The sequence below is a fragment of the Providencia alcalifaciens genome (genome assembly GCF_020271745.1).
In the GTDB taxonomy this organism is placed as follows: Bacteria; Pseudomonadota; Gammaproteobacteria; order Enterobacterales; family Enterobacteriaceae; genus Providencia; species Providencia alcalifaciens_B.
Genome location: NZ_CP084296.1, coordinates 832,253 through 851,473, shown reverse-complemented (window position 1 = coordinate 851,473; position 19,221 = coordinate 832,253). Strand labels below are relative to the sequence as shown.

Here is a 19,221-nt window from a genome sequence, read left to right as displayed (position 1 = left end):
CATGGCAGAATTAAAACTTCAAGCCGTCACCAAAAGTTGGGACGGAAAAAATCAAGTGATTAAACCGCTGACAGTGGATGTGTCAGATGGTGAATTTATTGTGATGGTAGGGCCCTCTGGGTGTGGTAAATCCACGCTATTACGTATGGTGGCAGGGCTAGAGCAAGTGACGAGCGGGGATATTTGGATTGACCGAACGCGGGTCACGCATTTAGAACCCAAAGAGCGTGGCATTGCGATGGTATTCCAAAATTACGCCCTTTATCCTCATATGAGCGTCGAAGAAAATATGGGGTGGGGGCTAAAAATTCGAGGGCTAGGAAAAGAGATTATTCGCCAAAAAGTGGCGGATGCGGCACGAATTTTAGAGCTTGAGGGCTTATTAAAGCGCCTGCCAAGAGAACTCTCTGGTGGTCAACGTCAGCGGGTCGCAATGGGAAGAGCTATTGTTCGTGATCCCGCCGTATTTTTATTTGATGAACCGCTTTCCAACCTTGATGCAAAGTTGCGGGTGCAGATGCGCCTTGAACTGCAACAGCTTCATCGTCGTTTAAAAACCACCAGCTTGTATGTGACTCACGATCAGGTGGAAGCGATGACCTTGGCGCAGCGAGTGATGGTGATGAATAAAGGCGTTGCAGAACAAATCGGTTCACCTGTAGATGTGTATGAGCGTCCTGCCAGCCGTTTTGTGGCGAGTTTTATTGGCTCTCCTGCCATGAATTTGCTGGAAGGAAAATTGAGTTCGGATGGCTCTCGTTTTGAACTCGGTGGCGAAATGCAATTACCGTTAGGTAGAACGTATTTACAGTGGGTAGGGCATGCGCTAACGTTAGGTATTCGACCGGAACATTTACAATTAGGTTCTGAGTCATCCGGGGGGATCCCGCTGGTCGTTGAGACCCTTGAAATATTAGGTGCTGATAATTTAGTGCATGGTCAGTGGGCAGGGCAAAAAGTAATTGTGCGCCTTGGGCACGAGCATCGCCCTCAGATTGGCTCCACGTTATGGCTTCATCTTCCTGAAGCTCATCAGCATTTTTTTGATACTCAATATGGACACCGTTTATGAATCTTTGGCCTTACCCTAAAATTGTCGCCCATCGTGGTGGCGGTAAATTAGCGCCTGAAAATACGCTTGCAGCTATCGATGTTGGGGCGAAATATGGTCATACCATGATTGAGTTTGATGCCAAATTATCCCGTGATGGTCAAATTTTCCTTCTGCATGATGATACCCTTGAGCGCACGAGTAATGGGCATGGGGTTGCAGGGGATTTTGATTGGAGCCAGTTAGTCAATATTGATGCGGGTAGCTGGTATAGCCAAGAATTTGCCAACGAGCATTTGCCGCTATTATCGCAAGTGGCTGAGCGTTGCCAACAACATCGTATGATGGCGAATATTGAAATTAAGCCAACCACCGGTTTGGAAAGTGAGACAGGAACCGTGGTGGCATTAGCGGCTCGACAATTATGGGAAGGACAAACTGCACCGTTACTCTCTTCATTTTCCATTGAGTCCCTTGAAGCGGCCCAAGCCGCAGCACCTGAATTGCCACGCGGTTTATTACTGGAAGAGTGGCGAGAGGATTGGCGTGAACTGACAACGCGTTTGGGATGCGTTTCTATCCATTTAGACCATCTTTTATTGGATAAAGCTCGGGTTGAGCTATTGAAGCAAGCGGGCTTATATATTCTGGTGTATACGGTGAATGACCCCGAACGCGCTAAATTATTATTAGCGTGGGGCGTTGATGCCATTTGTACTGATCGTATTGATTTAATCGGTCCAAATTTCCCCGCAGAATAAATTAAAAAATTCGTTTATTTTGAATCACACCTCAATGTGCAATACGCCGATTGGGGTGTTTTTTTATGGCTGGAATAAGTAAATAATTTCATTAAAAGCAATGAGTTAGACTGTCAAGTAATTCTCGTTAATTAGGACTAACTTTTTCTCACTCTCCCGAAAATATTGGTTAGTATCTCGTCATCTTATGAACTAAGACGAGGCCGAGATGGCGACCCAATCAATTGTAGCTCCTCATGATTCAACCTTTAAAGGCTTTATGAGCAAAGTGGATAATGCGCGGGATTTTTTTGAAGTCCATCTTCCTAATCGCATTAAGCACCTCTGCAATTTTGATACCTTGAAGTTGGCCAGTGCTTCATTTGTAGATAAAACATTGCGCTCTCGTTTCTCGGACATGCTCTATTCCGTTCAAACACTCAAGGGTAAGGGGTATTTTTACTTCTTGGTGGAGCACCAATCTTCCCCCGATAAGCTGATGGGCTGGCGGCTGATGCATTACGCATTCTGCGCGATGAATCAGCATTTGCAGCAGGGGTACCAAACCTTGCCGTTGGTGGTTCCCATCCTGTTTTATCATGGGAATCAATCCCCTTATCCTTATTCCCAATCATGGACGGATTGCTTTGAGTGGTCTGATTTAGCGCATGATTTGTATTGTAATCCCCTGCCGTTAGTGGATGTAACAGTGGCAAGTGACGATGAACTTGTGAATCACCGAAAAGTTGCCGCGTTGGAGTTAGTTCTCAAACACTCATCCCTGAAAGATGACCTTATGGTGCTGTCAAAGCGCTTAGCGCAGGTGATCAAGGAGAACGAAAACCATCGCGACGACGTTATTTTAATCATCAACTATCTGTTTAGTGTGATGGATACGCCGACATACAAGAAGATAGTCAAAACATTAATAGAAAAAACCGAAGGATATCAGGAGACCGTTATGAGCATTGCAGATCGTTTAAGAAATGAAGGGGTAATCAAAGGAAGAGCAGAAGCTTGGGAAGAAGCTCGACAAGAAGCTAAACGAGAAGAACAAGCGAACACGAAACAACGCATTTATACCCAAGTTTTGACCAGTTTAAGACTAGGCTTAGATATTGATATCATTAGCCAAATTACAGGCTTATCTCACTCTGAAATCCAAGCAATGCGTTGATCAATATAAAGCGGTATTTATCGAAAAAACGAAGGGCGGAATCAACATAAAATTGACTTCGCCCTTTTTTAATTAACTGAATTAGAAGTTAATTTTTAATGTCGCGTTCACACCGCTAGAACTGACATCACTGTTATATTGACCTTGGTAAGAAACACCGAAAGTCGTGGATTTATTCAGCTGAGCATCAACCCCTAAGCCTACACCGAATAAGTTATCTAACTTGCCACCACGAATTTTGGCTTCGCCAGTATCTGACAGGAACAACATCGCTTCTGGGCGAGTATCGCCAAATAAATGGCTCGCAGATACGTCACCTTTCAGTGTGAGATTCACATTACCCGCGCTGAATGGATAACCACCACGCAAACCAACGGTACCAACTTGGATATCTTGGTTATCTGTTTTGGTGGTAAATTGCATATTGCCCACTTGCTCATGCAGATTGTCGCTGGTGACATGCAGCCAGTTAAATCCAGCATAAGGCTCAACAGAATATCGGTCATTATTCAGTTGGGTATAGGCACCTTCTATGAAGAATTGCGTGATTTTCGCATCATAGCTGGTGGAGTTATAACCTGACTCTTGACCCACCCACAGAGTACGTTTCGCATCTCTGTCTTGGTTTGTATGAGTGATACCATAATTAACCGCAGCTACATTCTGGATATTAGATACACCGTAGGCACCAACATGCAGGTCATTGCTGTCAATTTTACCGTACTCATGGGCTTTGTATTTAGATGAGCCCGCCCCAAAGAACAGACCTGCTTTGGTGTGCTCCGCGACATCAATTTCTGCGCCGACTAACGCTGCGTAGAAATCGGTATCCATATTGCTGTAACCATAGTCAAGGTTGCCCCATTGACCGACGCCTGTCATCCAGATGCGCGCATTGCTATTTTCAAGATTAGCATAGCGACCATGGCCGACACCGATAGCCTGATCTTTCACGGTACGAGTTAAGCCCAATACGTTCACCACACTGGCATTATTCGCATTCAGGTACATATCACTACCGAGTGATTGATAAGTGTCTCGAAGGTCACGTTCGCTCATCGGTAGCGTGGCATCAAATAGCTGACCTTTCGCGTTACTTTCTAGTGCATTAGCAATCGAACGACCATTTTCATTATTGGCAAATGAAGCAAATGAGGTATCCGCTTTTTTACTCAGGGAGCCCGTAATAGTGTTATCTTTTACGGAAACGTCTTTTTGGAATAGCGCATAATCATCTGTGGCAGCATTATTGGCATTTGCGGCAAGCATTTTGGTTTTAGCGCGGTTATCCGCTAAGTTATCTGCATTCACGGTGCCTTTGATGGCATTATCATTCAGATAAACGTCTTTCAGTTGCCCAATGTTATCGGCAGCAACATCCAGCTTAGCGCCTTGATTTAATGTCATATTACCGATATTTACATCATGACCTACAGTGACTAAATAGGTCCCTTTATCGTTGATGTTGATATTGGCTTTATGGCTTTCATTGGAGACTAACTGACCTTTTTGAGTAAATTGGTCATTATAGCGATTAAGGACACTCACCGAGCCGCCGTTAACGTTCACGTCCGCAGTACCAAAGGATTCAGTAAAACCATACAGAGAGCCTTGTTCGACGGTTGTACCGCCACGGTAGGTGTTATCCCCCGTCATCACCAATGTGCCTTCACCCGCTTTGACTAAAGCGCCATCATACAAGCCAGCATCGATTTTGGCTTGAATCGCCTCAGCGCGTTTTTGGTAATATTCCTGACGCCATTTTTTAGCATCTTCTTTATCAACAATGTGGGAAGTTGGGTCTGGGTTGCCATCGTTTACCACGAAATCGGTACCAAGATTGTAATCACCACCAGCATCAATACCGTGGGCTTTATAATCGGCTAACCACGCCAAATCTTCGGTTTCACGCTGATCTAACGCCGCTTGGCTGATGTCGTTTGTCCAGACATCAAGTGGTACAGCATCCAGTTGGTATTCGAATTTACCTAAGAATTGACCAGGACCATACATGCCTTTTTCGAGATCAGGTGTACCCCAGCCATAGCGCTCATCCGGTACCCCATCCGCCGATGTCCAGCCTTTATAGAGGCTACCATCTGGGTTGTAACGGTTGGCAGTCGTGAACATCACATCACGAACTTGCAGGGCGTTCATGGATTGATAGCGAGACATTAAAACGCCCATGGCACCGGTGACGTGTGGTGCTGCCATTGAAGTACCACTAAAGGTATCCCAACCCGGATTGCCTTCAGCATCCACAACGCTGGAATAGATATAGCGGCTAGGGGCAACGACTGTCCACCATTTGGCATTTCCTGCTTCGTTAAACATGCCTTCAATTTCATAGCCTGTTTTGTCTGCTGTCTGTTTTAATCCAGCAACGGCAATCCAATGTTTCTCAGCTTGTGGATTGAAATAAGGGTAAAGAGGGCGGTAGTACGGGTTTTTAAAATCGCGGTTACCCGTGGTGAAGACTTGAACAACATTGGTGCCTTTCACGGCATCATAGGCAGCATCCACAAAGGATGGATTATCCCCGTAGATTTTTTTGAAGTAGAAATATTCGTACTCAGTTTGTTGGGTGGTATCAACGGGTAAATGTACGGTGGTGTTACCGCCATCAGGACCGACAGTTTTCCCAGCATCAATAATTCTTGGGTTAGTGCCCCAACTGTTATTGATCACTTGGGCGCCGGCATCCACCATGGCTTTCCAGCCAGTATAGAAATATTGATAATCTTGATAAGGACCGTAGTTATTGCTGTCGGTAGCGCCTGTGTTACCCATATATACATCAGAGCCCCATGCAACGCCGTGCATGCCTTCGCCATCACGGTTAGCACCGACGGTGCCTGTCACGTGGGTACCGTGAGTGTCATTCACGCCTTTGATCCAATCGCCAGTCACATCGAAGGCTTGCCCTTTTTCATAATGACCACCTAATTCTTGAGGATAACGCATCCCTGTGGAGCCGTACTCCCCTTTGGCTTTGACCGCGTGGAAGCGGGCGCCACTCAGCTCTTGGTGGGATAATAACGCACCGGAATCCATAACACCGATTTTAGCGCCTTGCCCATGATATCCCAGCGCATAAGCACTGGAGGCATTCATGGCGGCTAAACCCCAGTCATTTTTATATTCTTGGCTTTCCCAGCTATTTTTATCACCGAGTTGCCCTGTTTCAGAGTAAGCCAGCGTATAGCCGGAAAATAACAGCGCAGAAGTAATAATAGAAAGCTGAAAAATATTTTTATTTATTGCAGCTTTATTTTTATAACGAGAAGATGACGCAAATTTATGTGCTTTGTTCATTCTGATACCTTTGTTATCAATCAAAAACCATCATTAAGAATCAAAAACAGAATCGCAGAGATAATCTGTGTTTTATAAAAATAAATACTTGAGCATCATCGCAAAATCTTTTTATTTATCGGAAAAGTAGATTTATTGACTGGCTAGTCACATCATTTGCAGATTAATAGAACGCGAAAAGAACAAATCAAATGATAATTTTATGTTGGGAATTAAATTAATTTTTGCTTTTAAATATAGGAATTAAAATTTAGATAAATTTATTGAGAATAAACTAGAAGTGATAACAAATTCACATTATTCATTAACAGTCATTCTTTTTAATTATTTTTTAAGTATTAATGACTAATTAAAAGTAATGAATTATTTTTCTATTATTTAGCAACATTTATATTTTTATAACCAAAAAAAAGCCGCCATTTTTTAAATGGCGGCTTCAAATAACAGCTTTAAGTTAAATTATTAAACGAATAATTACTGATAAAGTTGTTTAATTTCTTGGGCTGCAGCTAAACCACGTTTCGCTTCTTTTTCTGCAATCTCAACGGACAAACCAATATAGGAACGAGGGTCGAGCATCGCTTTGATTTCGTCATTGCTAAATGCTGCTGTAATGGTTTCATTTTTGGTGAGGTTAGTGTAGAAATCCTCGCCATCCGCTGCGGTTTTGATAGCTTCTTCATACAGTAATGAGTGTGCTTTATCTTTACCTAGTTTCTCAGCCATTTTCATCATCACGTATTCAGTATTATCTAACCCTTTATTTCTCAGAACGTTATGCAGCATTCTCTCTTCATGAGGTACCAGAGTTCTCGAAAGCTCTTCAGTTCTTAATAAAATTTCAGTGGTCAGTTCTAACGCTTCTTCGATAAGCCCATCGAATAACATGTAAGAGCTGCTATCACCCTCATACGGTCTGACGGCAGAATACATCCCAACACTCGGTAATGAATACAGTTTTTGAGAGTTAGCAATAATCCCTTTCGCCAGTTTCGGGTTGATTTTGTGTGGCATGGTGCTGCTGCCCACAGTGCCTTTGGTGAAGCCTTCAGACACTTCCGCTATTTCTTCCAGCGTCGTGCTGTAAACTTCTTCCCCGATTTTATGGCAGATATTCGCCATCAGCGCTAAGTTCGCCATGTACTCTAATTTATGGGTGCTTAGGTTACGCGATGGAACTTCCATTGCATGCATACCCGTCAGTTCAGCAACGCGTTTTTGCACTTCTAAGCCAATTCCCGGCATGGAGTTAAACGCACCTACTGCGCCACCCATCATGATGGTAAATACGCGCTTTTCACACTCTTTCATACGCTGGTAGCAGTCGATGAAATCGCTGATCCATACGGACACTTTGTAACCGTAAGTAATTGGGATAGCGTGGCGTCCATGGGTTCTGCCCGGCATCACCATATGCTTGGTTTTTTCAGCAAGACCCGACAGGTTTTCGATGATCTCACCTAACAGCAACATAAATTTATTATGTACCGTTTTCATCATGTACAGCTGCGAGCTTTGCTGAATATTTTGGGTGGTAATTCCGTAATGGATATATTTACCACTCTCTTCAGAACACGCATTCACCAAGACTTTTAAGAAGGGAACGAAGCCGTGCCCAATTTTTTGGTAAATGCGGCTCATTTCTTCGAAATCAATGTTCTCAATAACCGCTTTTTCTTTAATTTCATCGGCCGCTGATTGGGGAATGAACCCCGCTTCAGCTTGCGCTTGAGCTAACATGGATTCAAACATCAGCCAAGTATTGTATTTGGCCTCATCCGATAACAGGGCTTTTATACCGCGGTCATCGATGGTTTTACTCTTAGAATCATATAAGGCTCTCATCATATATCCTTTTATTTCTTCATGAACTCATCAACAGCGTTGCGAACAAATTCAACTTTAGGTCCATACACTACGTGGACGTGGTTTGCCGATGGAAAGAAGAATGCGGTACATCCTGATTCCAACATTAAATCTTTATCAATTTTATTCACTTCTGCGACATCAATACGCATACGGGTAATACAGTTGTCTACGTTACGAATATTTTCTTTACCGCCTAAGGCTTCAACCAGGATCTCAGCGATTTCGCCATAACGTTTTTCTTTAATTAAGGTGTTTTTCAGGTTGCTCGACTCTTCACGACCTGGGGTTTTGATATCAAATTTGATAATCGCCCAGTAGAAGATGAAGTAAGTCACTACGGCTAAACCGCCACCAATCAAGACTAAGAATATCCAGTTAGTGTGCTCGTACAACAAACCAAAGATAGTGAAGTCAAACACAGTTCCACGGATATACCCGATAGCAACGCCAGCGAATGACAACAACACTGCACCAATACCGACGATGATGGCATAGATTAAGTACAACAGCGGTGCGATAAACACGAAGGTAAATTCGAGTGGTTCGGTCACGTTACCGAGCATCGCAGTTAATACCATGGTCACCAACATCGATTTAACTTCAGCACGGTTCTCTTTTTTCGATGTTTTATAGATAGCTAATGCAATGGCAGGGAACAGGAACAGCGTGACTAGCATTTGTTGCTGCGCCATAAAGCGCGTCAGGCTTGGCATCATTGCCCAGTATTCACTACTTGGACCTTGCTTAAATAACACTTCTGTTAAGGCTGGAACAACACCGACAAAGGTCTGTCCATCAATAACATAGGTACCACCCGCTTCGGTAAATCTAAATAGAACGTTCCAAACGTGGTGTAACCCGAATGGAATAAACAGACGTTCACCCCCTGCGGTAAAGAATGGACCGACAGGACTGAGGAAGACGGCGGAAAGCTTCATCAAGCCTTGAACTAATACTTCCCAGATAAACGGTAATGTACCACCGACCATGATCATTAAGCCGACCATGATGATCGCAACCGATTTTTTACCCGAGAAGAAGGCGAAGGCGGTTGGCAGCTCGAGGTTATAGAATTTATCGGTGGCCCATGCACCAATTAACCCTGTAATAATCCCCCCTGCGGCACTGATGTTTAAGGTTTGAATACCTAAAACCTTAATCTGTCCCACTTGACCCATAATCGCCGGATCCGCCAATTTACCCGTGAGTACCAACCAAATATTCATGGTGATAATCAACGAAAGGTAACCGACAACGGAGGCGAAGACCGCGATCCCTTTATCGCGCTGGCTCATGCCGTAGGCAACCCCCATGGCGAACAGTAATGGGATGTTGTCGAAGATAACGCCCGCAATAGAACGGATGCTGACAAGTAATGCGTTAACGGTTTCATTGCCGAGGAAAGGGAATCGAGCAATCATGTAGGTTTGCACTAATGCCCCACTGATCCCCAGTATCATACCAATTGGAGCCAGAACCCCGATTGGCAGGAGCAGTGTCCGACCAAAGCGCTGGATTGACTCACCGAATTTTCTTTTAGCCATATTTTTTCCTAATGACGAAGAATTATTGAAATTAACTGGAATACTAGCACTGGGTTTTTTAAATGAAATGATGTTACGGTTTTAAATATTATCTCAGGTCATAGATTAAGACCTAGGTCATTAAAATTAAATAATTCTTTAAAAATCATATCAATAATGATTTTGTCATCAATGTGTTGATCGTTTTTTAAATAAAAAATTATTTGAAGAATAACAAGGATAATTGAATGGAAAACACTCAGTTATCCTTAAGTTAAATAAATAAGGTGAGAGGACGTGTATTTACAGCAGGTTTTCCAATTCATTAATTAGCAAATCTACCAGAATAAAAAATCCGGTTCTGGATTTGGAATCATCCCGTTTAGTGTCATAGCTATCTGCAAAGCAGAAAAGGGTGTTATTGGCGTAGGCGGTGAGCTCGTTGGTGTGAAAGGCGGTCATACTGATGATGTTGGCCTCTTTCAATTGTACTATTTTAGCGGTTTCGATGATTTTTTTGGTTCCACCAGACAGCGAGATAAAAATCACCGTATCATTTTGGTTAACCAGACGAGTAAAAGAGTCGGAGAGATTGTAATCGTTGATAAAAAAGCAGTGTAATCCAAGGGAGAAGAGCAAGTGTTCAAGATAATAACCGACGGCTTTACTGGTGCCACGCGCGACTAAAAAAATATTACGAGAGCCGCGTAATGTTTTCGCACAGTCGCGAATTTGCTCTTCATTAATCAAGGTGAAGGTTTTATGGATATTATTTTCAAGCTGCTTTTTATACGATGCAGGGTTATTTTTTTCCGCTTTATTTTGCGAAAGTATATGGTTATTAATTTGAAATTTGAGTTCTTTAAACCCACTAAAACCTAATTTCTGGGACAAATTAATAATGACTGTCTTGGATACAAACGTTTTGGCGACTAATTCATTAATATTTAAGTAGGGAATATCGGCAATATTATCGGTAAGGTATTTTAATACTTTTTTTTCACTGACGGTTAAGTTGTCATAATTCTTTAGAAAATCCAGCATATCCCACCTGATCAATAGAGTCTCAAAAGCCCATTTTAGTCTGGGTTCGTGTGTTATTTATGATGATATCGACACTGTGTGAAGTGAACCAAAGCTCAATAGAGTTGATTATACGTTAAAGCCGTATTTTATGCAGGTTTTCCCAAGGGTTTTTATGAGCTGAAGATTTTCATTCCCACATAGACAAAAAATACCACGGAAATTAACTCATCAAAATGGTGCTAGAAGAATTTAATTAAAACAACCGAATCTATAAATAGTGAATATTTTTAATTTAAGGACATCGTGTTATAAACGAGTATTTGAGGTGCATTCAGCAGGTAATGGTTTGGGTTAAAGTGCCTATTTTTCATTTGATTAGGGTTGTTTGTTTATCAGGATTTGGCTTGATGGAAGAATACGTTCGGAAAGATTGAGTGTGCATCATGGTGTAGTAATAAACTTTAGTGTTTAAATTCTTTTATTATTTAATGGATGAGATAAGTATGAAAAGGTATTCACTTTCTTTTTTATTATTCGCTTTTTTACCGTCATGGGTGGTCAAATGAGATTCTGAAAAATCAGAATCTATCTCACAATATAAGTTTGGTGTTATGTATGGAAAGGCGGGAGGAAAAATAAAGCACTCGGCAACGCCTTTATCGCAAAGCTTGTGACGAAGGAGTCCAAGAAGCATGCGATGCATATAAATTACTCAATAAATAAAATGTGAGGGCGTCCAGAATTCGATGTCACGGTCGATACTCATTTTTAAGAGTAATTAGGGCTGGTGATCATATTAACCACTCGCCCTAATGTCTAACGTGTTATCACTGACTTCAAATCTAAATTAGTTCAAATCTAAATCTTTTTGTAAATCTAAAACTTGGTTTTTTAAACTCTCTAATTCGAGTTGTTTTTGCATTACAGAACGATCGGGAGCGTTCTGGTTTTCCTTTATTTTTTGGTCAATAGAATTGATTTGATTTTGAATACTCTTACTGTTTTTAGATTTGGATCTTGCTTGATTTAACAAGTTATTGATTGATTGATTTAACGCTTGCTGACTTTTCTGTTGGCTTTTTAAGTCAGCATTGACTTGACGTTTCTCATTTTCAATCGCCGCAAAAACAGCTTTAAACTCATTATTTAACACTTTCTCGTGTTCAAGTTTTTCCTGTTTTAACTCAATCCTCTTATCGTAAGTACCGGAGTATTTGCAGTTAAATTTGGTAATAATATTGACGTCACCAGTTGTGGGGTCGCAATCTTCTACGTTGGTCGCACAACCAGAAAGAACCAATACTGAACCTAATGTGATTAACGGTAATAGCTTCAAAATATGCCCTCAATTAGCTGATTTTAATAGCTGTACGCTGAGAATACAGGCTATCTAACTCTTTTTCTAAAGATGAAACTTGCGTTTTCATCTCTGCAATTTGGGTATCTAGCTGCGCTGTTTTCATGCCCTGTGCAGCACTTTTCTCAGAAATTTCTTTCCACTCGTTTTGACGTTTTTTCATATCTGTCAGGCTTTTTTGTAATGATGCAATGTTGGCATCTATGCCTTTCAGTTTTTTCTCAGCTGCTTTTTGGTCTAAACGTTTTTGGGCAATATCTTGGTTGATTTTAGCCAGTTCGCGTTTGTCATCAGCAATAACGGATTTTGCAGTACTGGATGCGCTTTTTAAGCGTTGATTTTCTTGCTGAATATCCGAAATCATGGCATTTAATTGCTGTTCTTTGTTCGAGTATTTTTTGCGTTGGTTATCAAGGTAAGCGTTCGAACCGACACCAATACCACAACCAACAACCGCCGCGGCAATCATACAACCGGTTCTGTTTTTGCTATCTACCGCTAAACACGCAAGCGCACCAACTGCCGCGCCACCCATACAGGCGGTGATCCCTGATTTACTGAAAAACTCAATGTCCTCATTTTGTGATAAACGAGGGTCAACATCTGGGTTTGAACGTGTTGTTTGACATCCGGTTAATACCATTGTGACTATCAAACAAAATGTACCTATCAGTTTTTTATTCATTTAGCGTAATTCCTATTTTTGTTTTTTGCATGTTTCAAGCCATTCATTTCTCGAAACTTTTCCATTTTTCCAATAACCATCTAAATTAGAAACATAAGCCGAGAGGTAGGTCTGTAAATTTGATTTTCCTCTGGCCTCCATCACTTGTTTAACAACGTTAACTTGGGACTTAACTAAGGATGCATCGTAGGTTGTGGCCATGTCGACTAAGGTATCTGCGTAGTAATTCACCACAAAATCCAAGGCTTTTTTGTGATCCTCAAGTTGTGATTTCCGTTTTTCGCAAGTGCCTTCGGCGGCATTGGCTGCACAATTTTTTTCATATAAGCCCGCTAAGCGGTCATAAAATTCGCCATCATCTTTGAGTTTGGTACACAAAAATGCGCCTAACTGTAATGAGGTTCTGATAGCTTGGTCGCGCTGCTCATCTCGCAATTGGGTATTCGCTTTTAATTCATCTTTTAACTGCGTTAATTGCTGCTTGATGGCTTCATCCTGCACTTTTGCTGAGATGGCGCTTAGATTATTAATAGAGCTACTTTGAGCCTGAGGTTGACCGTTCGCTGATGATGATTCCGAACCTAATTTGAGCCACTCTTTTTCAATCTCTTTAATGCGATCTCTTGAGGTTAATGTCGGAGCCACGATGGCAAGGCGGAAACCCGTATACTTATTCTTGGTTGGTCCTTTATCGGTATAATAGGCTTCTTCTTGTCGCCAAGCGCTGCGGATATCGCTTTCTGGAGTTAAATAGCTTCCGCCTCGAACGATAAATCCACCGGCTTGCCCATGTTGGCGGTCTAATTTATTGAGTCTAAACGGTTCGAACATCATCTCGGAGACGTTACCCAGCATATCGTGCAGCCCTAATGGGTTAGGTTGCAGCAAGCCTGTAAGCTGTAAATCGCCATTGGCAGATTGTGCACCCGCTGACCAGACATAGTTTCGAATGCCTTCAGGCATAGGGAATCGAGTATCACGAAAATCGGATGCGGAAACAGACAATCCTCCCCTTGCCGCGAACTCCCATTCTGTTTCCGTCGGGAGACGAGCGAAACCTTTCGCACCATCTTCAACAGGCAGGGCACGTAAGTGTTTTTCACGTAACCAGACGTTGTATTTATCTGAAAACTGCATTGCGTCATACCAACTCACATTGACTTTCGGTAAGCGCAATTTATTGGATGGGTTTGGACACTCTTTCCCTTGCAGCGTATTTTCTAACGCGGTGTATTGAAGATCAGTGACGGGGTATTTCGCCATCAGGAAATAACGGCCTTTATTTTTCTCAGTAAAACTTCCCGCGATGTGCTCGGTTCGAGTTTGTTCTAGATAGCCCCAATCATCCCCTTCTTGGCCTAAAGTAATATTGTAATCTTGCAAAGGTTGATTCACTGGGATGGCGACTTTACGAAAAACCATGCTGCCTTCACAGGGGAATGGCAAGACAACATCATCCGGTAATGCCTTCGGGTTAAAGAATTTTTCTTCCCACGGCGCGGCATAAGAGATTCCGCTGTGCAGTAAAACGAATGACAATGTGATTAACGCTATTTTAGATTTCACGTAAGCTCTCCGCAGGTTGTATTTTCACTGCACGTAACGCCCCAATGCCTGCAACGCAGAGCGCGATAAATAACGCAGTAAATAAAGCAATAAGTATATTGATTGGCTCAAGTCGGCACACAAAAGCATTTTTAGGTAACTGTTCACCTAATAAGCCAGTGAACAAATAGCTGCCGATAAGGTACAGCAAGAAGCCAATAAAGAAGGCAATGCTGGTCAAGAGCAAGGCTTGAATGATGATGTAAAAAGTCACGGCCAATTGGTGAAAACCCAGTAACCGCAATACGGCCATATCTTTACGTTTTCTATCAATATTTGCCAAAAATGCACCAATGAGAGACGCGATGCAGCCAAATAGCGAAATCCACATGATCACAGAAAAGATAATATTGAGTACGTAGGTGATGGCTTTGACGGAATCAATCTGGCTTTTTTGTGTTATCACTTCAATATGTTGCTGGTTAAACCAGTCATTGATAGGGGCTATCCCATCTAAACTATTGGCGTAGACACGTGCCTTTGCAAAGCTTTCTCTGACTTTGGGATTTTCGCCTTCCGTGATATTGAACTGAGGAACTTGGTAGCCATCTCGGTAATCTTCCATAGCAATGAGGACGGATAACGGCACAAATGCAGCAGGGCGAGAAAACTTGGCGTCGCTAATAATATCAATCACACGAAAGGACTGTTTCACTCGCTCGCTGGTATTACCTCGCTTGCGAGTAATGACCAAATTCACCGTATCACCCTTGTTTGCACTTAATTTTTCAGCGGCGCTAGTGGAGAGTACCAGAGTGTTTTCTTCAACAGGGACAATTACATCACTGAGCAGCGGATCGCCTTTGGCGGTGGGGATAATTTCAGCATTAGAGACAAAATGCTGGCTATCAGCAACGAGGTCAGCTTGAGTATTTAGACTGCGCGTTTGTGGGATCACAAACTGAATATCAGGGTGTTTTGAGAGTTCATCAAACCACGATGGCGGATAATTTCCATTCCCAATCATACGCACTTCTAAGTTTCTAGGATCGTTAAGTAATTGGTTATGGAGCTGCGTGATAATACCGTTTTTTAAGCCAAACAGCAGTAACAGCGGTGCAATGACTGACGTTAATGAAAAAATAATGCACAGGGCGACTTTTCTATCATGGAGTAAATCCTGCCATGCCAATCGGGTAAGTAATGAACACTTTGTTTTTATGGCACTATTTTTTTCTAAAGACACTGCCATTCCCTTCTAATTCGGCATGATATTGTGTAAAACCAAACTGCTCTACCAGCGTCCAGTCATGGCTAACAATAAGCGCACTTAGGTTTAAATTTTTCACCATTTCAATAATTAATGAATACAGAGACTGGGCATTGAGCGGGTCAAGTGCCGCTGTGGGTTCATCAGCAAGTAACAGGGTGGGTTGATGGGCGATGGCTCTCACAAATGCCACTCGTTGACGCTCACCGATGGAAAGCTGATGGGGGTAATTATTGAGCAAACGGCGTAATTGAAGGTGGTCGATCGCAAAATCTAAGAAATCTGATTTTGTGGGTAAAGATAGTATTTTTCTAGGTAAAACAATGTTTTGTTTTACGGTTAAATAAGGAAGAAGCCCGCCATTTTGCAACACAAAGCCGAAATGTTTTGCCCGTAACTGCGCTAAAAGTTTGGTATCATCATGCAGAACTGCTTCGGTAATATCTAGCTTTGAGGTCAGTTGGTAATGGGCGAGTTGATCGGGCTGAAGGATCAACCCAATCATTTCTAATAATGTACTTTTTCCACAGCCGCTTAACCCCGTTAATGCACACACATGACCGGGCTCTAGTACGAGAGAAGGAAGGGTGACATGAAAATCACGTCCCCCGTCGCTTCGTGTCAGTGACAATTGCTCAATGTGCAACATTAAGGGAGATTTTCCAAAGGCACAGGGTAAACATAGTCACGGGGATCGCTATTCGGTGCTAGCGGGATCCAACGATCAACATCTTCATTATAACGCTGATAATATTGAAGTTTTGTGTTGAGTCGACGAATGAATTTTTCCTGCTCTAGTCCATCCCAACTTTTCCATGTTTCCTCATCTAAACCAAGAACTTCACTGAGATACGGTAGGTTTTCGACATACTCGCCCAGTAAGCCCATTTCACTGAGTTTAGTCCCAGAGGCTTGTTTGATCTGTTTAGGATCATTACCCATTGTTGCAGCAATAGAACGTAGGTTTTCAAACATGCTATCTGGCGAAATCATGCCTTCATTAGCCGCATTCACAATTTTCTTCATGACTTCGCTGAGGTCGCTCAGTTCACTTTTTGTCAGTAACACTTGGACTTCAGTGGTTGGCACGTTCTGCTTCAGCACATCACGGTCGCTGATCCACGCTTTGAAAACACTCGGCGCTTTGGTGCCCTGTTTCTCACCTAAATAAGCAAGGCGCATGGCGTATCCAAGATCATGGGCGTCAGACAGCATCGGTTTGGTGTCTTTGTCGTTGCCGTAATTAGGGTCGGCATTTAATGCGCTACCAATGCCTTTTTCACCACGATAAGCTATCTGAATTTGAGAGGTTATTGCGGACGAAAGGCTGTCGACCATCTTCCCAAAACTCTTAATATCACCGGAGTTAATCGGATAATAAAGGGATTTATGGATATACGGGTTCAATGTTAGCGCTTCATATTGCGCTTGTGCCGAAGCATGATTTTTGCTCCCTGACGGTGTTTTTAAATGCAATGTGTACAGTGCTACACCGCGGTAGGCCGCTTCTTGACGAATTTGTTCCGCATCTAATTTTGTGGACGATAGTGGGTCATCCGCAGGTAATGCCCCTGCATCTGTAATGAGGATGACATAGCGCGCCCCAAAACGTGTCCAATCAATTTTATCCAGTGCCATCATCACACCGGCGTAGGAATCTTCATCAAATCGACTACTGGATACTTTGGCTTGTTTCAACTCTTTTACTTTTGCAAGGAAATCAGGACCATCTTTCACATCATTTGGGTTCACATACATTTTCGCATCATATTCCAAACCAGGAACGGCTTTAATATTTGAACGAAATGCCACTAAACCAAATTTAACGTTATCTAAAAGATGGTCTTTTTCGACTTGCGCGTACACTTTTTCAATGGCTTCTTTGGTGCGGTCGATATAAGGATCCATTGAAATGGTTGAGTCGATAACAAACACAACCGCGGCGGAGAAACCTTGCATCATCTGCTCTTGGTCAGCCGCACTGGATGCCGTATTTGTTGGCGATGTTTGAGCCGATGCTGCTGGAGATGATGACGTTGACACTGATGCCACTTCCAGCATTCTCACTTTATAGCCCGCTTCTGTGAATGCCTCATCAGATTCTAAGACTGGCAGAAGATAGAAATTCTTTTTCTGATCGACAAAGTTCTCAGGTTCACGGGAAAGTACTGCCGGATTGGCTTTTTTGTTCGTCACATCGGACAGTAAAGGGTTGTATTTTGTATCCGGCTTATCCGAATTTAAAATACCCTCAAGGGTCGCTTTATCCTTTAAAAATAAGGTTGGGTTACGCCCAGCGGGGTTAGTCATCGCGAGTGTTAATTGCATTTTCCACTCGGAAGTACAATCAGCTTTCATCCAGCCACTGGTTTTCCCGAATTGGTCAGGCCCCACATGCAGCCACTCTGTTGCGCCTTGGGTTTGGCGCTGATAAACATAAAAGCGGCTGAATGCCGGCTGCTCTTTGCCTTTTGTCGCAATTTTGTCGGAAAGCTCGCAGCCAGGGTAAGTTAAAACCCGTTGATAAAGTGTTTTCTTACCGGCTTGTAGTAACGGTTTTTGTTCATCCGCATAGGCGGTATTGCTCAATACGGCGCTTGCGAATAAAAAGCCTAATCCTAGAAACTGTTTCATTTTTGACCTCTATTTTTTTAAGGCTTCTAAACGTGCTTTCGCGTCACTATTTTGCGAGTCATTATTCACCGTGACTTCGTACCAATAGATGGCGGTTTCTTTATCTGGCGAGAAACATTTTCCGGATGGCGTATTATTAGGGTCATACTCTTGCGCGTATTTAAATGCGATTTTGGCATCCCCAGCTTGCGCTTTGTACGCATACAAACGTTGGGCGATATCACATTGGCCATTGGCTATTGCAGCATCGATGGTCGTGACAATCTCGACATCACTTGGGTGGCTTTTTAAGCAGTTTTGTACGAAAGCGAGAGGTTCACCGGATTTCATGCTGTCAACGCTACACACTCCTTCAATACCATTGGCTGGTTCGGATGTTTGGGTTGGTACAGCCGGCATGGGCTCTGGCTCTTCATTTTTGTTTTTGAACATAAAAAACCAGACCAGTGCGGCGATAATTAGCAGCAATATAAGGGCGATGATAATGCCCATGACTGGGGATTTTTTGCTTTTTGTGGAGGCAATTCTTTCAATAATTGGTTCAGGTTCTGGCGGGATCTTTGCTACGGACCCAACAGGCTCAGGTTCATCTTCAATGATAATTTCAGGTTTGATGTTATCGACAGTATTCAAGGTTGGCTGGACACTTCCCCCTGATGGAATGACATCTTGCTGCCCTTGGGCGAGTGAGCTTAAAACACCATTGTGAATTTTAAGCGTCCCTTTATCTTCATTTCCTTCATCATCTTTGAGGGTGAAGCGATAAGCCATTTGCAGATTGCTAATCAGTGGGTCAACAAAGGTTTTATCAAGAACAATGTGTAAATCATCGCCATTTAGTTCAAACGGAAGCTGAATTTCAAATGCATTACCGACCCATTCACCTTTGTCATTGAGGTAGTTACCATCTTGGTTTCGTTGGATGGTTAAGCTGACATTTTCATGCCCACCATCCCAATTACGGATGGTCAATAACGCGTTACCAGGGCGAGCAGGTTGTAATGGTTTTAATTCTGGATTAAACACAGT

At 42.6% G+C, this 19,221-nt stretch carries 14 protein-coding genes; 3 read left to right on the top strand and 11 right to left on the bottom strand.

The genetic code is table 11. The annotated features are described in order from the left end of the window. Position 1 precedes the first annotated feature (1 nt). The 3 genes from LDO51_RS03785 to LDO51_RS03775 all read left to right on the top strand — a co-directional run bounded on the left by LDO51_RS03785 (position 2) and on the right by LDO51_RS03775 (position 2,968). The gene (locus LDO51_RS03785; RefSeq protein WP_225576413.1) at positions 2–1,072 is read left to right on the top strand and encodes a sn-glycerol-3-phosphate import ATP-binding protein UgpC; all 1,071 of its coding nucleotides are present in this window, start codon (positions 2–4) and stop codon (positions 1,070–1,072) included. Beyond that, positions 1,069–1,812, top strand: coding sequence for a glycerophosphodiester phosphodiesterase (ugpQ, locus tag LDO51_RS03780; protein ID WP_225576412.1), 744 nt, complete (start codon positions 1,069–1,071; stop codon positions 1,810–1,812). Before LDO51_RS03785 ends, ugpQ begins: the two co-directional genes overlap by 4 nt. A gap of 208 nt (positions 1,813–2,020) precedes the next feature. Next, the gene (locus LDO51_RS03775; RefSeq protein WP_225576411.1) at positions 2,021–2,968 is read left to right on the top strand and encodes an Rpn family recombination-promoting nuclease/putative transposase; all 948 of its coding nucleotides are present in this window, start codon (positions 2,021–2,023) and stop codon (positions 2,966–2,968) included. Positions 2,969–3,049: 81 nt separating this feature from the next. Here LDO51_RS03775 and pta read toward each other — a convergent pair whose 3' ends face one another. The 11 genes from pta to LDO51_RS03720 all read right to left on the bottom strand — a co-directional run bounded on the left by pta (position 3,050) and on the right by LDO51_RS03720 (position 19,218). Beyond that, complete coding sequence (gene pta, locus LDO51_RS03770) at positions 3,050–6,283, bottom strand: autotransporter Pta (RefSeq protein ID WP_225576410.1); 3,234 nt, start codon at positions 6,281–6,283, stop codon at positions 3,050–3,052. Between the two features lie 474 nt (positions 6,284–6,757). After that, positions 6,758–8,128, bottom strand: coding sequence for a class-II fumarase/aspartase family protein (locus LDO51_RS03765; RefSeq protein ID WP_225576409.1), 1,371 nt, complete (start codon positions 8,126–8,128; stop codon positions 6,758–6,760). 11 nt (positions 8,129–8,139) lie between these two features. Next, on the bottom strand, positions 8,140–9,696 hold the full coding sequence (locus tag LDO51_RS03760) for a PTS transporter subunit EIIC (RefSeq protein ID WP_006658525.1): 1,557 nt from the start codon (positions 9,694–9,696) through the stop codon (positions 8,140–8,142). 282 nt (positions 9,697–9,978) lie between these two features. Then, a complete protein-coding gene (locus LDO51_RS03755; protein WP_036949583.1) occupies positions 9,979–10,719 on the bottom strand; it encodes a MurR/RpiR family transcriptional regulator in 741 nt (246 codons plus the stop codon). 829 nt (positions 10,720–11,548) lie between these two features. Further along, positions 11,549–12,037 carry a hypothetical protein gene (locus tag LDO51_RS03750; protein WP_225576408.1) on the bottom strand — a complete coding sequence of 163 codons (489 nt, stop codon included), beginning with the start codon at positions 12,035–12,037 and terminating at the stop codon, positions 11,549–11,551. A 13-nt stretch (positions 12,038–12,050) separates the two neighbouring features. Then, positions 12,051–12,743 (bottom strand): hypothetical protein, encoded by a 693-nt coding sequence (locus LDO51_RS03745; RefSeq protein ID WP_225576407.1) that lies wholly within the window; start codon positions 12,741–12,743, stop codon positions 12,051–12,053. A gap of 12 nt (positions 12,744–12,755) precedes the next feature. After that, a complete protein-coding gene (locus LDO51_RS03740; protein ID WP_225576406.1) occupies positions 12,756–14,309 on the bottom strand; it encodes an SUMF1/EgtB/PvdO family nonheme iron enzyme in 1,554 nt (517 codons plus the stop codon). Then, positions 14,299–15,540, bottom strand: coding sequence for an ABC transporter permease (locus tag LDO51_RS03735; protein ID WP_225576405.1), 1,242 nt, complete (start codon positions 15,538–15,540; stop codon positions 14,299–14,301). The genes LDO51_RS03740 and LDO51_RS03735 overlap by 11 nt, the downstream gene beginning before the upstream one ends. Continuing rightward, positions 15,515–16,207 (bottom strand): ABC transporter ATP-binding protein, encoded by a 693-nt coding sequence (locus LDO51_RS03730; protein ID WP_225576404.1) that lies wholly within the window; start codon positions 16,205–16,207, stop codon positions 15,515–15,517. Before LDO51_RS03730 ends, LDO51_RS03735 begins: the two co-directional genes overlap by 26 nt. Beyond that, positions 16,207–18,192: a vWA domain-containing protein gene (locus LDO51_RS03725; RefSeq protein WP_225576403.1), complete on the bottom strand. Its 1,986-nt coding sequence runs from the start codon at positions 18,190–18,192 to the stop codon at positions 16,207–16,209. The genes LDO51_RS03730 and LDO51_RS03725 overlap by 1 nt, the downstream gene beginning before the upstream one ends. A gap of 9 nt (positions 18,193–18,201) precedes the next feature. After that, positions 18,202–19,218 carry a hypothetical protein gene (locus LDO51_RS03720; RefSeq protein ID WP_225576402.1) on the bottom strand — a complete coding sequence of 339 codons (1,017 nt, stop codon included), beginning with the start codon at positions 19,216–19,218 and terminating at the stop codon, positions 18,202–18,204. Positions 19,219–19,221 lie beyond the last annotated feature (3 nt).

What these genes read in the sequence shown, in the direction of transcription:
- LDO51_RS03785 (WP_225576413.1), top strand. Translation starts at nt 2, where the DNA reads ATGGCAGAATTAAAACTTCAAGCCGTCACCAAAAGTTGGGACGGAAAA.
- LDO51_RS03765 (WP_225576409.1), bottom strand. Translation starts at nt 8,128, where the DNA reads ATGAGAGCCTTATATGATTCTAAGAGTAAAACCATCGATGACCGCGGT.
- ugpQ (WP_225576412.1), top strand. Translation starts at nt 1,069, where the DNA reads ATGAATCTTTGGCCTTACCCTAAAATTGTCGCCCATCGTGGTGGCGGT.
- LDO51_RS03755 (WP_036949583.1), bottom strand. Translation starts at nt 10,719, where the DNA reads ATGCTGGATTTTCTAAAGAATTATGACAACTTAACCGTCAGTGAAAAA.
- LDO51_RS03775 (WP_225576411.1), top strand. Translation starts at nt 2,021, where the DNA reads ATGGCGACCCAATCAATTGTAGCTCCTCATGATTCAACCTTTAAAGGC.
- pta (WP_225576410.1), bottom strand. Translation starts at nt 6,283, where the DNA reads ATGAACAAAGCACATAAATTTGCGTCATCTTCTCGTTATAAAAATAAA.
- LDO51_RS03760 (WP_006658525.1), bottom strand. Translation starts at nt 9,696, where the DNA reads ATGGCTAAAAGAAAATTCGGTGAGTCAATCCAGCGCTTTGGTCGGACA.
- LDO51_RS03730 (WP_225576404.1), bottom strand. Translation starts at nt 16,207, where the DNA reads ATGTTGCACATTGAGCAATTGTCACTGACACGAAGCGACGGGGGACGT.
- LDO51_RS03745 (WP_225576407.1), bottom strand. Translation starts at nt 12,743, where the DNA reads ATGAATAAAAAACTGATAGGTACATTTTGTTTGATAGTCACAATGGTA.
- LDO51_RS03725 (WP_225576403.1), bottom strand. Translation starts at nt 18,192, where the DNA reads ATGAAACAGTTTCTAGGATTAGGCTTTTTATTCGCAAGCGCCGTATTG.
- LDO51_RS03735 (WP_225576405.1), bottom strand. Translation starts at nt 15,540, where the DNA reads ATGGCAGTGTCTTTAGAAAAAAATAGTGCCATAAAAACAAAGTGTTCA.